The 14,701-nt window shown below is 69.1% G+C and carries 16 protein-coding genes; 13 read left to right on the top strand and 3 right to left on the bottom strand.

Features of this window, described 5'->3' with window-relative positions; genetic code table 11:
* The first annotated feature begins 52 nt into the window (after positions 1-52).
* From F4553_RS23545 to thpR, 6 genes are all read left to right on the top strand, one after another.
* The gene (locus F4553_RS23545; protein ID WP_184839341.1) at positions 53-1,483 is read left to right on the top strand and encodes an NCS2 family permease; all 1,431 of its coding nucleotides are present in this window, start codon (positions 53-55) and stop codon (positions 1,481-1,483) included.
* A gap of 65 nt (positions 1,484-1,548) precedes the next feature.
* Positions 1,549-1,998 (top strand): MarR family transcriptional regulator, encoded by a 450-nt coding sequence (locus F4553_RS23550; protein WP_376776245.1) that lies wholly within the window; start codon positions 1,549-1,551, stop codon positions 1,996-1,998.
* Positions 1,999-2,054: 56 nt separating this feature from the next.
* The gene (locus F4553_RS23555) at positions 2,055-3,347 is read left to right on the top strand and encodes an MFS transporter (protein WP_184839343.1); all 1,293 of its coding nucleotides are present in this window, start codon (positions 2,055-2,057) and stop codon (positions 3,345-3,347) included.
* A 29-nt stretch (positions 3,348-3,376) separates the two neighbouring features.
* Positions 3,377-4,138 (top strand): maleylpyruvate isomerase family mycothiol-dependent enzyme, encoded by a 762-nt coding sequence (locus F4553_RS23560; protein ID WP_184839344.1) that lies wholly within the window; start codon positions 3,377-3,379, stop codon positions 4,136-4,138.
* A 68-nt stretch (positions 4,139-4,206) separates the two neighbouring features.
* Positions 4,207-4,833 carry a hypothetical protein gene (locus F4553_RS23565; RefSeq protein ID WP_184839346.1) on the top strand — a complete coding sequence of 209 codons (627 nt, stop codon included), beginning with the start codon at positions 4,207-4,209 and terminating at the stop codon, positions 4,831-4,833.
* Positions 4,830-5,414, top strand: a complete 585-nt coding sequence (thpR, locus tag F4553_RS23570; protein ID WP_184839348.1) for an RNA 2',3'-cyclic phosphodiesterase — start codon at positions 4,830-4,832, stop codon at positions 5,412-5,414. Before F4553_RS23565 ends, thpR begins: the two co-directional genes overlap by 4 nt.
* Before the next feature lie 109 nt (positions 5,415-5,523).
* On the opposite strand, the gene sepH is transcribed toward thpR, so the two are convergent.
* Complete coding sequence (gene sepH / locus F4553_RS23575) at positions 5,524-6,522, bottom strand: septation protein SepH (RefSeq protein ID WP_184839350.1); 999 nt, start codon at positions 6,520-6,522, stop codon at positions 5,524-5,526.
* A 153-nt stretch (positions 6,523-6,675) separates the two neighbouring features.
* Positions 6,676-7,020 carry a hypothetical protein gene (locus F4553_RS23580; RefSeq protein WP_184839352.1) on the bottom strand — a complete coding sequence of 115 codons (345 nt, stop codon included), beginning with the start codon at positions 7,018-7,020 and terminating at the stop codon, positions 6,676-6,678.
* 32 nt (positions 7,021-7,052) lie between these two features.
* On the opposite strand from F4553_RS23580, the gene F4553_RS23585 reads away from it, so the two are divergent.
* The 7 genes from F4553_RS23585 to F4553_RS23615 all read left to right on the top strand — a co-directional run bounded on the left by F4553_RS23585 (position 7,053) and on the right by F4553_RS23615 (position 13,762).
* A complete protein-coding gene (locus tag F4553_RS23585; protein ID WP_184839354.1) occupies positions 7,053-7,847 on the top strand; it encodes an inositol monophosphatase family protein in 795 nt (264 codons plus the stop codon).
* A 244-nt stretch (positions 7,848-8,091) separates the two neighbouring features.
* Complete coding sequence (locus tag F4553_RS23590; protein ID WP_246466494.1) at positions 8,092-8,997, top strand: coiled-coil domain-containing protein; 906 nt, start codon at positions 8,092-8,094, stop codon at positions 8,995-8,997.
* A gap of 96 nt (positions 8,998-9,093) precedes the next feature.
* On the top strand, positions 9,094-10,275 hold the full coding sequence (locus tag F4553_RS23595) for a substrate-binding domain-containing protein (protein ID WP_184839356.1): 1,182 nt from the start codon (positions 9,094-9,096) through the stop codon (positions 10,273-10,275).
* 133 nt (positions 10,276-10,408) lie between these two features.
* Positions 10,409-11,152 (top strand): ABC transporter ATP-binding protein, encoded by a 744-nt coding sequence (locus tag F4553_RS23600; protein WP_184839357.1) that lies wholly within the window; start codon positions 10,409-10,411, stop codon positions 11,150-11,152.
* Positions 11,153-11,202: 50 nt separating this feature from the next.
* Positions 11,203-11,898, top strand: a complete 696-nt coding sequence (locus tag F4553_RS23605; RefSeq protein WP_184839359.1) for an ABC transporter ATP-binding protein — start codon at positions 11,203-11,205, stop codon at positions 11,896-11,898.
* A complete protein-coding gene (locus tag F4553_RS23610) occupies positions 11,895-12,755 on the top strand; it encodes a branched-chain amino acid ABC transporter permease (RefSeq protein ID WP_184839361.1) in 861 nt (286 codons plus the stop codon). Before F4553_RS23605 ends, F4553_RS23610 begins: the two co-directional genes overlap by 4 nt.
* Entirely contained in the window at positions 12,755-13,762 is a 1,008-nt protein-coding gene (locus tag F4553_RS23615; protein WP_184839363.1) for a branched-chain amino acid ABC transporter permease, read from the top strand. Before F4553_RS23610 ends, F4553_RS23615 begins: the two co-directional genes overlap by 1 nt.
* Here F4553_RS23615 and F4553_RS23620 read toward each other — a convergent pair.
* Complete coding sequence (locus F4553_RS23620; RefSeq protein WP_184839365.1) at positions 13,702-14,673, bottom strand: C40 family peptidase; 972 nt, start codon at positions 14,671-14,673, stop codon at positions 13,702-13,704. The genes F4553_RS23615 and F4553_RS23620 overlap by 61 nt on opposite strands.
* Positions 14,674-14,701 lie beyond the last annotated feature (28 nt).

A 14,701-nucleotide genomic window follows, 5' to 3' on the forward strand; every position in this document is an offset into this window, starting at 1 on the left:
CACAGCGGGGATCTGCTTTCGTTGCATAAGGATCTGTGTCAACATGCGGCGCATGGCGATGACACTCGACGGTTACTTCGAGATCAGTGCTCGCGGCTCAACGTTGTCCCGCGAAGTTCGTGGTGGCTTGGCCACCTTCTTCACGATGGCTTACATCGTGGTGCTCAATCCGCTCATCCTCGGCGGCGGCAAGGACAAGTTCGGCGCGACGCTCGATCCGGTCGCGGTTGCTGCCGCGACCGCGCTGGTCGCGGGCCTGATGACCATCCTGATGGGTACGCTGGCCCGCTTCCCCCTGGCGCTCGCCGCGGGCCTCGGGGTCAATGCGATGGTCGCCTACGAGATCGCGCCGAAGATGACGTGGGCCGATGCGATGGGCCTCGTCGTCATCGAGGGCCTCATCATCGGCGTGCTCGTCCTGACCGGGCTGCGGGAGAAGATCTTCCACAGCGTCCCGGCACAGTTGAAGATCGCGATCGGGGTCGGCATCGGCCTCTTCCTGACCGTGATCGGTTTCGTGGACGCCGGGTTCGTCCGCAGCACCATGCAGTCGAGCGGTCCGCCGATCGGGCTGGGCGTCGGCGGCCGGATCATCACCTGGCCGGGCCTCGTCTTCGTGCTGGGCCTGCTCTTCACGATCGTGCTGGTGGTCCGGAAGGTCAAGGCGGCGATCCTCATCGGCATCGCGGTCTCCACGGTGCTGGCGATCATCGTCGAGGCCTTCGCCAAGGTGGGGTCGTCGCTGGGCGGATCGAAGCCTGCGGGGTGGAGCCTCAACGTGCCGTCGTGGCCCGACAAGGTCTTCGACCTGCCCGATCTCTCCCTGCTCGGCAAGTTCAGCCTGCTGGGCTCGTGGCAGGAGGCCGGCTTCATCGTCGCGGTGATGTTCGTCTTCACGCTGCTGCTGACGGACTTCTTCGACACGATGGGCACCATGGTCGCGGTCGGGCAGCAGGCGGGTCCCGAGGGCGGTCTCATCGGCCCGGACGGGATGCCGCCGCGGACGCGGGAGATCCTGCTCGTCGACTCGGTGGCGGCGGCGGCCGGCGGGGCGGCGAGTGTGTCGAGCAACACCTCTTACATCGAGAGCGCGTCGGGGGTCGCCGAGGGTGCCCGGACCGGTGTCGCCAACCTGGTGACGGGCGCGCTGTTCCTGCTGGCGATGTTCGTGGCGCCGCTGGTGCTCGTCGTGCCCTTCGAGGCGGCCTCGGTGGCGCTGGTCGTCGTCGGGTTCCTGATGATGAGCAGCATCAAGCTCATCGACTGGGCGGACTACGAGATCGCGATCCCGGCCTTCCTGGCGATCGTGATCATGCCGTTCACGTACTCCATCTCCAACGGCATCGGCGCGGGCGTCATCGCGTACACCCTGATTAAGCTGGTGCGTGGCAAGGCGCGCGAGGTGCCGACGCTGCTCTGGGTTGTCTCAGCTCTGTTCGTCGTCTATTTCGCCCGCGGCGCGATCGAAGCAGTGATCAACTAAGCGTAAGGGGCCTGTGGCCCGTATTGCCCTTTCATTAGCCAGGCTTATTAGCTAACCTAAGTATCGTGACGGAGTTGCCGGTGATGGCTGAGGAAACGACCGCGACAGAGCTCGCAGTCTCGCTTCGGGATGCCATCCTCCGGCTCAACCGGCGGGTCCGACAGGCCCGCCCGGTCGGCGATCTCACGGTTACCCAGCTCAGCGCACTCGCCAGCCTGGAGCTCGCCGGGGCAATGACGCCTCGCGAGCTCGCTGACGTCGAGCGCGTCCAGCCACCCACGATGACCAAGATCGTGGCGAAGCTGGAGGAGCGCGGCCTGGTCCAGCGCACCCCGCACCCGACCGACGGGCGGCAGGTCATCCTGTCCGCGACCGATGTCGGGCGCGAGATCCACGATCAGTTCGAACGGTTACGCGATGAATGGCTGGCCGCTCGCCTCGCCGAGCTGACCCCGGAGGAACGCGGCGTTCTCACGAGCGCCGCGTCGATCCTGGGACGGATCGCGCGAGGCTGAGCACCTCCGTCCGCTGAGAAGACGAGACGCAGCGGAGGCAAGAAGCGGTGAAGGCCATGTTCAGGTCACTACAGGTGCGCAACTACCGCCTCTTCGCCACCAACCAGCTCATCAAGCTCATCGGTACGTGGATGATGGTGATCGCGCAGGACTGGCTGGTCCTGCACCTCACCAATGACAGCGCCACGGCTCTCGGCATCGTGATGGCCCTGCAGTTCGTGCCCGCCGCCCTGCTCACCCTGCCGGGTGGCCGCCTCGCCGACCGCTACGACAAGCGCAAGATCCTGCTCTTCGCCAACGGCCTCTGGTCGGGGCTGGCGATCATCTTCGCGATCCTCGTCGCCTCCGGTGGCGCCGTGCTCTGGCACGTCTACCTCTTCGCCCTGCTCATGGGCATCGCCCAGGCGATCGAGACCCCGGTCCGCCAGGCCTTCGTCAGCGAACTGGTCGGCACCCCGCTGCTGCCCAACGCGCTGTCGCTCTCGGCCGCGGCCTTCAACACCGCCCGGATCGTCGGCCCCGCCATCGCCGGTGTCGGCATCGCGCTGCTCGGCATGGGTCCGATCTTCGTGATCAGCGCCGTCGTCTCGGCCTGCACCCTGATCGGCCTGGTGCGGCTGCGCCCGGACGAGCTCTACCGGGCCGATCTGCGTACCGGTGACGACCGCGTCGACGCCCGCATCCTCGACGGCATCACCTATGTCTGGCGCCGTCCGGACCTGCGGCTGCCACTGATCCTGATGGGCGTCATCGGCTTCGCCGGCTTCAACTTCCAGCTCACCCTCGCCGCGCTCGCCAGGACCGTCTTCAACACCGGTGCCGCCGCCTTCGGCCTCTTCACCACGGCCCTGGCGATCGGGGCACTCGGCGGAGCGCTCGCCGGCACCCTGCGTAAGGGCCGCCCGTCGGTCTACCTGCTGCTCGGCGCGGCGATCGCCTTCAGCGCCTTCGAGATCATCGTCGGCATCGCCACCTCCTACTGGGTGGTGGTCGGGCTGCTCGTGATCACCGGCTTCTTCATGGTGCTCTTCGCCCAGGCCTCCAACCAGCGCGTACAGCTCGGCACCGACGCGGCCTTCCGCGGCCGGGTCATGTCGCTCTACGTCCTGGTCTTCCTCGGCACCGCGCCGATCTCCGCGCCGGTCATCGGCTGGGTCGCCGAGCACGTCGGTGCGTCGGCCAGCATCTGGCTGGGCGGTGCGGTCTCGCTCGCCGCCGCGCTGGTCGCGCTCGCCTGGCAGTTGCGCCACGCCGGCGACAAGCTCCATCTCCAGGTACGCCCGACGCCCCGCCTCTACGTCACCCCGGCGCCCGTCCCCGAGCGGGTCCTCGTCGCGGCTGCCTCGTAATGTCGGACCCGGCTGGTTGGGTGACGGGTATGGAGACGCAATCACTGCTGGCGTGCCTCGACGCCGACTTCCGCCGCCTGCGCGAACTCGCCGACGGCGACCTCACCGCCAAGGTGCCGACCTGTCCGGAGTGGACGCAGGGCGACCTCGTCGACCACGTGGCCCACGTCTATCTGCACAAGGCCGAGTCGATGCGGCTGGGTGCCCGGCCGCGGTCGTGGCCGCCGGAGCCGTCAGGTGAGCCGGAGGCGGTCTTCCTCGCCCGGACCTACGCCGAGATGCTCGCCCAGTTCGAGCAGCGCTCACCGGCCGACCACGCGGTCACCTGGTTCACTCCCGACCAGACCGTCGGCTTCTGGATCCGCCGGATGGCGCAGGAGACCGTGATCCACCGCATCGACGCCGAGCTGGCGGCGGGCGTCGAGTCCCAGCCCGTGCCGGCCGACCTCGCCGTGGACGGCATCGACGAGGTGCTGCACAGCTTCCTGGCGTTCAGCTCGACGGAGTGGGCGGAAGATTACGCCGACTCCCAGGCCGATCTGGACGGCAGCGTCGTGGGCCTCGACACGGGGACCGCCGCGTGGCTCGTCACGCTCGGTCCCGGCGCGATCGTGGTGACCGAGGCGGCGAGCGGTGACGGGCTCGCACCGGCGGCGGCCGTCGTGCGCGCGGACCCCGAGGCGATGCTCCGGTGGCTCTGGCGGCGGGCCGACGACTGGGTTGTCGACATCGATGGCGATCGTGACGTGGTGGGCCGCTTGCGCCGGTTGCTCCGCGTTGCGACGCAGTAAGGACAGTCTATGAGAGACAGTCGCAAATTCGTAGCGATCACTTCACTTCCTGATTAAGCTCTGTTGACGTGGAGGTGATCCGGGCCCTGGAGCTGGCACTCGCGCTGATCGCGCTGGTCACGCTCCCCTGCGCCATCGCTGCGGTGATCTGCGCCGACGAAGCCATCGAGGCGTTCCGCGCCTCCGTGCGGCGACGTCGCGAGCGGTGGAGCGAGCAGCGGGTGCTGGGTCGGCTGGAGCGTTCGTTCGGGCAGCCCCGGCAGAGCTTCCCGCCGGTGAGCCAGCTCCTCGCGATGGTCTCGGCGAGCAGTTCGTCGGCCGACGACACCTCGCCCGGCGGCTGGCATGCGATCCCGGCCGCCCTGCGTTCCAGCGCGTCCGGCCTGCTGCGGGTGCTCCCGGGTGCGCGCAGCGCGCCCGTCGCGGAGCCCGAGCCGGAGCCCGAGGTCGTGGCGCTCCCCTTCGAGCAGGTGGCGGAGGAGATCCGCCGACTGCGCGCCGAGCGGCTCGCCATCGGCGCCCGCGACGACGAGCGGCGGAGCCCCGTCGACCATGCCTATGACCTTCGGCTCCGCGAGGCCTGCCGTGCCCTCGGCATCACCGAGCACCTCGCCGAGCTGGACGACATTGACCACGAGATCGAAATTGTCCGAATCGAGGGTGAATTGATCGACGCCGGAATGCGCATCCGATGAGGCTCTTCGTCGCGGTCTATCCGCCCCAGGAGCTCGCCGCCGATCTGTCGTCGCTCGTCGAGACGCTGGCCCTCGGCCGGCGTGCCGCCGAGGGCGCCCATGTGAAGCTCAGCCCGGTCGAGCACTGGCATGTGACCGTCGCCTTCCTCGGCGAGGTCGACGACGACCGGCTGCCCGATGTCACCGAGGCTCTGGAGAAGGCCCTCGCCTCCTGGCGGGTCGAGCGGGCGGCGCTGCCGACGCTCCGGCTCTCCGGCGGCGGACGGTTCAACCAGGGCGCGTCCACGGTCCTGTGGGCCGGGCTGCACGGTGACGTCGCCTCGCTGACCTCGCTCGCGTCGGCGGTGAGCACCCAGCTCAAGCGGGCCGGGCTGCCGACCGACCCGAAGCCGTTCCGCCCGCACCTCACCCTCGGTCGACCCGGTGATCAGCTCACCTCCGCCGAGGTCGAGTCCGACCTGGCGAAGCTCGGCGCGCACGCCGGTCCATCCTGGACGGTCGACGAGCTCGTCCTGGTCCGCAGCCACCTGGACCCCGAGCCGCGCTACGAGCAGCTCACCGTCCTCCCCCTCGCCGCCTGACCCACGTTTCAGGACCAACTCTTGAAGAGTTGCGTCTTTTAGGTGACACCAAAACGCCGCAACTCTTGAAGAGTTGCGGCGATCTTGGTTGGCGAGCTGGAGCGGGTGCTCAGCTGCTCTCGCGGGCGGCGGGTGCGCCGCCGAAGAGAACGTCGTCCCAGCTCGGCAGGCGCTTGCGCGGCTTGTCGCCGGTCTCGGTCGTCGTGGTGCGGCGCGGGCGCAGCACCGCGAGCGACGGCACGGCCGGGATCTCCTTGGGCGCGTCGGGCTCGTCGTCGAAGGCCGAACCCTGACCACCGATCATCGCCGCCGCACCACCGCTGAGCGCGCGGCGCGGTGCATCGGTGGTGGCGTCGAGCCCGCGGCCCGGGCCGTTGCCCAGCGGCCGGTCGAGCGCGGCGACCAGCGCGTCGCGGCCCGAACGGATCGGGTCGCGGCTGGGTCGGCGGCTCGCGTCGGCAGGTGCGGGCAGCCCGTGCCCGCCACGGGCCGGCTCGCCCCGCGCGGGGGCGGGCTCGGGTGCCTGGGCGCGATCGGCGCAGAGATACTGCGCCATGTCGTCGTGGGGCGTCACCGACTGGCGGGCCTTGTCGAGCTCCCAGATCGCCTGGGCGGTCGCCTTGCCGCTCGGCCACGTCGCGACGATGCGCCACGTGCCGTCCTCACGGCGGAACGCGTCCCAGGAGATCTTCTCGGTGTCGATGCCGTGCTGGGCGAGGCGCGCGTCGACGACCTCGGCGAGCGAGGCGCCACGGTCGGAGGTGCGCAGCCGGGTCCGGCGCGCGTGCTGAGCGAGCATCGCCCGCTCCTGCAGCACCGGTCCGGCATAGCGCAGCACGCGATCGACCGGCACACCCGCGATGCGGGCGACGTCGTCGGCGCTCTCGCCACCGCGGATCCGCGACTGGATGTCACGCGGTGAGAGCACGACGCTGGGATCGATCTGGCCGGCGGCGACCGTCAGCGTCGCCGTATTGGTCATCCGGTCGGAGCCGAGCGCGCCGGAGATCCGTTCGTCGATGGGCAGGGCGAGGAGACGACCGACCTCGTCAGCAAGCACGAGAGCCTGGCCGTCTTCGGAGAGGGCGACGAACCGCACAGGCCGCATCGCTTTCCTCCCGTCCGCTTCGTGTCGGAGCGACGCCGACTTCGATCATGCGTCAGCACTCACCCGATACCGTACGCTCTGATGCCACATCGGCACACCCGCCACGCCGCCGACTTCTCACGTTCTTCACCCGGTCGTGGCCGGGGCCCGTGATCAGTTACGGGTGGCCTTTACGATCACCTGGGTATCGGTGATCTCGTCAACGGAGACGGTCAGCCCGGCGATGCTGGTGCTCGCTCCCTTGTCGAGGGTGATCTCCTGGTCGCCGACCTTCAGTGTGATCGAGTTCTCCGTGGCGCTCTGCAGTGAGATCGTGAGGCCGAGGATGTTGATCGTCGTCGGGTCGGCCTTGCGCTCGAAGGTGACCGTGCACGAGGTCGTGCCGTCGCAGGTGGCGGTCGCACCCTCACCGGAGCAGCCCGCGAGGACGACGGAACCGGCGAGGCCGAGCGCGAGCATGAGCGCGGAGAATGTCCGGGCGAGACGGTGACCGATCATGGTCGTGATCATATGGCGTTAGGGGACAAACTGTGCTTGATCGGGTTGAATCCATCGTACGCGAGGTAGCGGCGACCGTTGTGGTGCCGAAGTTCCGGGCACTCGAGGCGGGGGAGATCGAGGAGAAGGCACCGGGGGAGCTGGTGACCGTCGCGGATCGGGAATCCGAGCGGGTGCTCGCCCTGCGCCTCACCGACCTGCTTCCCGGTTCGCTCGTCGTCGGCGAGGAGTCGGTCTCCGCGGATCCGGCGGTACTGGACCTGCTGCAGGGGCCGGAGCCGATCTGGGTGATCGACCCCATCGACGGCACCGCCAACTTCGCGGCCGGTCGGGAACCCTTCGCACTGATGGTCGCCCTCGTCCAGGCGGGACAGCCGCGGCTCGCCGTCATCTTCGAGCCGATCGCCGGGCTCATGTCGATGGCGGAGTCGGGTTCCGGTGCCTTCATCAACGGGGAGCGGGTCACGATGGCGACTGTGCCCGTACCCACCTCGGAACTTCGCGGCTCGGTGTTGAGCCGCTTCCTGCCGCCCGAGCTTCGTGCCCGCGTGCAGGAGGGTGCGGCGAGCCTGGGGGAGCTGCTGCCCGGCCACCACTGCGCGGCGCGGGAGTATCCCGATGTGGTGCGTGACGTGCAGCAATTCGCCATGTTCTGGCGGGTGCTGCCGTGGGATCACGTGCCGGGGACCCTCGTCGTCCGCGAAGCCGGCGGCGTCGTCCGGCGCTTTAGTGGCGATGATTACAACATGACCGAGAGTGGTCAAGGATTGCTGATCGCCCGGGACGAGGAGGTCTACGACCAGGTGCGACAGGCGCTTCTCGCCTGAGGTTTTCACTCTCCGTAGCGATATCGATGGAGTTCTGGGACTGCCGATCGACGCTTTCGCTCGGGTACGCTGTGCGGCGGCCTAGGGAAGGACCCCATCCGTGACGCCGTCGGCACCCCTCCGACGATGGCTGACGCTCGCCATCGCAGTGCTTGCTGCGCTCTCCTTGGCCGTGGTGACCCCGACCGCGGCCGGCGCCGAACCTGACACGACGGCGCCGGCCGAGGATCACCCGTTAACGCTGATGCAGAACCTGGAGGCTGCTTCCACCGGCTTCCTGGAGGCCGAGGCGGCGCTCGACGCGTCCCGGCGCAAGCAACTCGACCTCGCGGTGAAGCTGCGCATGGTGGAGGCGGAGCTGGGACCGCTGCGCAAGGAGGTCGGCGACATCGCCGGCATCGCCTATCAGACCGGTCGGCTCGGCACCGTGGGTGCGCTGCTCGCGAGCAACTCACCCGACGCCTTCCTCGGCCGCGCCATGATGTTGGAGACGATGACCCAGCGCCAGAACATCGCGCTGAGCCGGCTCGTCCGCGCGCAGGCCGAGATGGCCGAGGCGAAGAGCCAGATCGATATCGAGGTCAAGAAGCAGGCGTCCCAGGCGGCCGAGATGGAGAAGCGGCGCAAGGCGACCGAGCTCGCCCTCTCCACCGCCGGTGGCCGCAAGGCGACCGGCTGGGTGGACCCCAACTCCCCGGTGGCGAAGGCCGCGAAGCGCAACTCCGACGGGAGCTGGCCCCGGGAGAGCGCCACCGTCAACGACCCGACGACCTCCGGCCGTATCACTCCGCGCACCATGAACGCGCTGACCGAGACCCTGGCGGCGAAGGACCCGATCACGGGTAAGAAGCTCTTCAACCGGTTCGTCTCGTGCTATCGCCCCGGCGGTCCCTACGAGCACCCCAAGGGCCGCGCCTGCGACTGGTCCACGGTCTTCAACGGCTTCGAGAACGCCAACGCGACCGGTGACGAGCGGATCTACGGGGACAGGCTGGCGTCGTTCTACATCAAGAACGCGAGCAGGCTCGGCGTGCTCTACGTGATCTGGTATAGACGGATCTGGACCCCTGCGGTGGGCTGGCACAACTACAGCGGCAAGGGCGGCCCGGCCGGCGAGCACACCAACCACGTCCACCTCTCGATGCTGTAACACACCTGACATCAAAGTTATGGTGTCCGGCCACATAGTGACCTGGCTCACGGGCTCCTAGCGTCATCGCGCAACAGCTATGACACAGGAGATGCGATGAGCGCAGGGATGACGAGGCGGTCGCTGACCGGCGCCGCCCTCATGATGGTCGCGGTGGCGGCGGTGGGTTGTTCAAGCCCGACGGGTGAACAGTCGGGTGACGAGAAGGCTCCGGTCAAGGTCGGTCTGGTCTACTCCCAGTCTGGGCCGCTCGCGAGCTACGGCAAGCAGTACATGGAGGGGTTCACCGCAGGTCTCGCCTACGCGACCGGCGGCACCGGCAAGGTCAACGGGCGGACCGTCGAGGTCACCCAGGCCGACGACGCGGGTGACCCGGCGAAGGCGGTCTCGGCGGCAAAGGACCTGATCGGCAAGGGCGTCAAGATCCTCGCCGGGTCGACGGCGTCGGGTGTCGGCCTGCAGGTGGCCCCGCTCGCGGCGCAGAACAAGGTCCTCTTCATCTCGGGCGCCGCGGCGACGGACGGCCTCACCGGGGTCAACCGCTACACGTTCCGCTCCGGTCGCCAGTCCTACCAGGACGTGCTGACCGCGAAGTCGTTCATCGGCGACCCCACCGGTAAGAAGGTGCTGGTCTTCGCCCAGGACGGCGCGTTCGGCAAGGCCAACGAGGCGGCGGTCAAGGCGGTCATCGGCGGTGCGGGCGCCACGGTCACGAGCGTTCTCGTCCCGGCGACGGCGACGGAGTTCACGCCCTTCGCCAGCCAGGTGATGACGGCGAAGCCGGACCTGGTCTTCGTGGCCTGGGCCGGTACGACGGCGACCACGATGTGGCAGGCACTGGACCAGCAGGGTGTGCTCGGCTCGACCACGGTCGTCACCGGGCTCGACCAGAAGGCCTCCTACCAGGTCTTCGGTGCGGCCGGCGGCAAGATCTCCTTCCTCTGCCACTACTTCGACGGCGCGGCGACCAACGCGGTCGCGACGGCGGCGAAGGCCGCGATCCCCGGCGGGTCGCTGGACCTCTTCCACCCGGACGGCTTCACCGCCGCGCAGCTCATCGTCCGTGCCATCACCGAGGGCGGTGACGACGTGGAGAAGATGATCACAGCGCTGGAGGGCTACTCCTTCGACGGCGTGAAGGGCAAACTGACGGTCCGCGCCGCCGACCACGCCCTGCTGCAGCCGATGTTCCAGGTGAAGCTGACCGAAGGCGTCCCGTCCCTGGTGAAGGCGCTGACCGCGGATGAGGCGGCCCCACCCGCGGTGGCGATGAAGTAGTAAGGACCGGCAATTCCCGTTGATCAAGGGAAGACTCGCCATCTCGGGTGTCCGATATGCGGCGAGTCTTCCCTTGATCAACGCGAATAAAGGGGCGAGCGGGGCGGGCGGGGCGGAGAGGAGGGCTGGGCGCGTGTTGGAAGTGGTTGAGCTGTCTTGGCGGGTGGGGGACATAGCCATCGTCGACGGCGTTTCGCTGCGGCTTGATCGCGGGGAGTTCCTCGGGGTGATCGGGCCGAACGGGGCTGGGAAGACCTCGCTGTTCAACCTGATCACCGGATCCCGGCGCGCCTCAGCCGGGCGGGTGCTGCTGGACGGGACCGACATCAGCGGGCTCGCCACGCATCGGCGGGCGCAGCTCGGGCTGGGACGCACGTTTCAGGCGTCGTCGGTCTTCGGGGCGCTGAGCGTACGCGAGAACGTGCGCCTCGGCGTACAGGCGAAGCTCGGCGGGTCCTTCCGGCTGTGGCGCCGGGCCGGTTCGTTCCGCGAGGTGACGGAGCGCGCCGATCAGCACCTCGCCACCGTCGGGTTGAGCGGCCGGGGTGACGCGCTGGCGGGGACGCTGGCGCACGGCGAGAAGCGGAAGCTGGAGATCGCGCTGCTGCTCGCCGGTGAGCCGACCGTGATGCTGCTCGACGAGCCGATGGCCGGGGTGGCGTCGGAGGACGTACCGGACCTGGTCGAAGTGATCCGAGGGCTGACCCGCCACACCGGTGCCGCCGTCCTCATGGTGGAGCACCACATGGATGTCATCCTCGGCCTCGCCGACCGCCTCGCCGTGATGCACCACGGTTCACTGCTCGCCTGCGACACGCCGGAAGCCGTCATGGCGAACCCGACCGTGCAAGAGGCCTACCTGGGGGAGGCGCTGTGACGAACGGAGGCGCCGTGACGAACGGAGGCGCTGTGACGAACGGAGGCGCTGTGACGATCCTCGACGTCAGCGGGCTCGACGTCAGCCTCAGCGGGCTGCGGATCCTGCAGGGGGTCTCGTTCGCTGTCGCGCCGACGGGTGTGACGGTGCTGCTGGGCCGCAACGGCGTCGGCAAGACCACCACGCTGCGCGCGATCGTCGGGCTGGTCCCCGGCACGGGCGCGGTCACCCTCGCCGGTGAGCGGATCCTCGGGCGGCGTACGCACGAGATCATCCGCAAGGGCATCGGCTACGTTCCCGAGGACCGGTGCGTCTTCGGCGGGCTGACCGTGGCGGAGAACCTGCGCCTCGCCGAACGCGGCCCGGCCGACTACGACCTCGTCTTCGACCTCTTCCCGGAGCTGAAGAAGCGCTCCGCGCAGCGGGCCGGCACCCTCAGCGGCGGGCAGCAGCAGATGCTCGCGCTGGGCCGGGTGCTGCTCGTGACGAACCGCCTGCTCCTCATCGACGAGCCGACCAAGGGCCTCGCGCCGAAGGTCGTCACCGAGGTGGCCGACGCGCTGGGCCGGGTGGCCGAGCGGGTGCCGGTGCTGCTCGTCGAGCAGAACCTCGCCGTGGTGCGCCGGCTCGCCGCCGATGCCGTGGTGCTCGCCGCCGGGAAGGTCGCCTGGCAGGGCGGCGCCCGCGAGCTGCTCGCCGATGCCGAGCTGACCAAGTCCCTCCTCGGCGTGGGGAGCCACGGATGAGCACCATAGTTCTGCTGACCATCACCGGGCTCGGGCTCGCCGGTCTCTATTTCCTCATCGCGTCCGGGCTCTCGCTCGTCTTCGGCCTCGCCGACGTGCTCAACTTCGCGCACGGCTGGTTCCTGTCGGTGGGTGCCTACGCGACCTACTGGGCGGTGCCGCACTTCGGGTTCGCCGGTGGGGCGCTCTTCGGTGTCGCAGCCGCTGCGGCGGTCGCCGCACTCGTCGAGCTGGTCATGATTCGGCCGCTCTATACGCGTACCATCGCGCAGGTTCTGGTGACCGTGGGCCTGTCGCTGGCGGGAGTGGCGCTGCTGCAGTCGATCTGGGGACCGGACCCGCTGGCGTTCCCGCGACCGGCCTGGAGCCAGTCGGTCTGGCACGTGCTCGGCGCGAAGGTGCCGGTGACCTCGCTGATGCTGATCGCCGGTGCCGTGGTCGTGCTCGCCGGGCTGCTCGCCTTCCTGCGCTGGACCCGTTACGGCCTGATCATCCGGGCCGGCGTGGAGAACCGGGAGATGGTGACGGCGCTCGGCATCGATGTCCGCAAGGCGTTCACCCTGGTCTTCGCGATCGGCGGTGCGGCGGCGGGGCTCGCGGGTGCGCTCTCGGGCGTCTACCTCGGCTCGGTCTCGCCCGGCGGCGGTACGTCGTTGCTGATCTTCGCCTTCATCGTGGTGGTGATCGGCGGGATGGGTTCGATCACGGGTTCGGCCGTGGCGGCGGTCGTCGTCGGCGTGCTCCAGCAGTTCATGAACTACTACGGCCCGGCCGGCAGCGGCGAGATCTGCGTGATCGCGCTGCTCGCCCTGGTGCTGCTGGTCCGCCCCTCGGGCCTGACGGGAAGGAACGCCTGATGGCGAAGGAACGCGTGATCGCGACGCTGCTCAAGCGATACTGGCCGGTCGGCGTGGTGATCGTGCTGGCGCTGCTGCCCTTCAACGGGCTGACCATCCCCGGTGTCTTCGACGGCCCGCTCAACTCCACCGGCGTGCTGCAGATCCTCGCCACCTGCCTCGTCTTCGGCGGCCTCGCCAGCAGCTATGACCTGCTCTTCGGCCGGACAGGGCTGCTCTCCTTCGGCCACGCCCTCTATGTCGCGGGCGGTGCCTACGGCACGGCGATCCTGACCGAGGCGGGGCTGCCGCTGTGGCAGGCGGCGATCGCGGCGGTCCTGCTCGCCACCACCGTCGCGGCGGCGCTCGGCGCGGTGGCGCTGCGGGTGCACGGGATCGCCTTCTCCATGGTGACTCTCGCCTTTGCGCAGGTGGGAGCCGTGCTGGTGGCGCGAGACCCCGGTGGGGTGACCGGCGGCGAGGAGGGGTTGCCGCTCGTCGGCCTGCCCGACTTCTTCCTCGGCGTACAGAACACCTACAAGCTCTACTGGGTGGCCCTGGCCTACCTGGTCTTCGTGACGGCCGTGGTCGGCCGGGTCGTCGCCTCGCCGACCGGGCGCGTCCTCGCCGGAATCCGCGACGACGAGCGCCGGGTGGGAGTCCTGGGGCTCGATCCCTACCGCTTCAAGCTCGGCGCCTTCGTCCTGTCGGGCTTCCTGGCGGCGGTCGGCGGCGCGGTCTACGTGCTGCTCGTCGGGGGTGCGTCACCGCACATCGCCTCGTCGGAGCTGACGCTCGGCCTGCTCGTGATGGTGGTGCTCGGCGGTCCGGCGACCCGGGTCGGTCCGGTCATCGGCGGCGTGCTCTACACCTACCTCGATCACCGGTTGACCGATGTCTCGACGGGATTGCCCGGACCGCTGCGCCAACCCCTCTTCGTGCTCGGGGTCGTCTTCATCCTCGCGGTCTACTTCTTCCCCGGCGGGCTGGCGGGGGTCGGCACCCGGCCGAAACCGGCGACGGGCTGATAGTCGACGAGGTCCACGCGGACGTTCTCGCCCTCGCTCGGCGCGTGGATCATGCGGTTGCCACCGATGTAGATCGCCACATGGTGCAGGTCGCGGTAGTAGAAGACGAGATCACCCGCGCGGAGCTGGCTGCGTTTGATCTTCTTGACCTTCTCGAACTGGCGGCCCGAATGATGCGGGAGGGTCACCCCCACCAGCTTGAACGCCGCCGTGACCAGTCCCGAGCAGTCGAAGCTGTTGGGACCCTCGGCGGCGAATCGGTAGCTCTTGCCGAGCTGCGCCAGCGCGAAGTCCAGCACCTTCGCCTGCGCGCCGGTGACCTCGGGCTTGATCCAGCCGATCCGCAGGTCGCCCTTGCGGGTGACGGTGGCCGATCCGGTCGCGACGGAGAGGTTGCGCCAGCGTTGCAGCTGCGCGATGTCGCCCTCGATGCGGGCCCGATCGGCCGCGAGCTGTTTCTGCTGCTCCCGGCCGGTCTCGATGAGGGTGCCGAGGGTTTGCTGCGCCGACTCGTACTGGTGGCGGAGGTAGACGAGCGAGGCGATCTCGGAGTGCTGGTCCCGGGCGAGCGAGTCGAGGACCAGCAGGTTGTTGATCACCGTGTGCGCCGAGTCGGCCCGCAGCAGCGCGTTGACCGGAGCGGTCCCGCTCGCCATGTATGCGGCCGAGGCGATCACGCCGATCCGCTCCTGGTGTGCACCGATCTTGGCCTGGAGCGGCGCGAACTGCCGCTTGAGCACCCCGATCTGCGCCACCGTGGTGCGCAGGTCGTCGCGCAGCAGGTTATATCGCTCGACCACGACCTCCAGCTGGTGCGATGAGGTCGTGATGCGCTGGCGGAGCTCCGCCGGGGTCTTCGGATCACCCGGCTCGGCGCTCGCCGGGGCTTGCACCGCGACGAGCCCGATCACGAGAAGTGCGAGAACCTTATATCCCGAT

The organism is Allocatelliglobosispora scoriae (assembly GCF_014204945.1).
GTDB classification, from domain to species: domain Bacteria; phylum Actinomycetota; class Actinomycetes; order Mycobacteriales; family Micromonosporaceae; genus Allocatelliglobosispora; species Allocatelliglobosispora scoriae.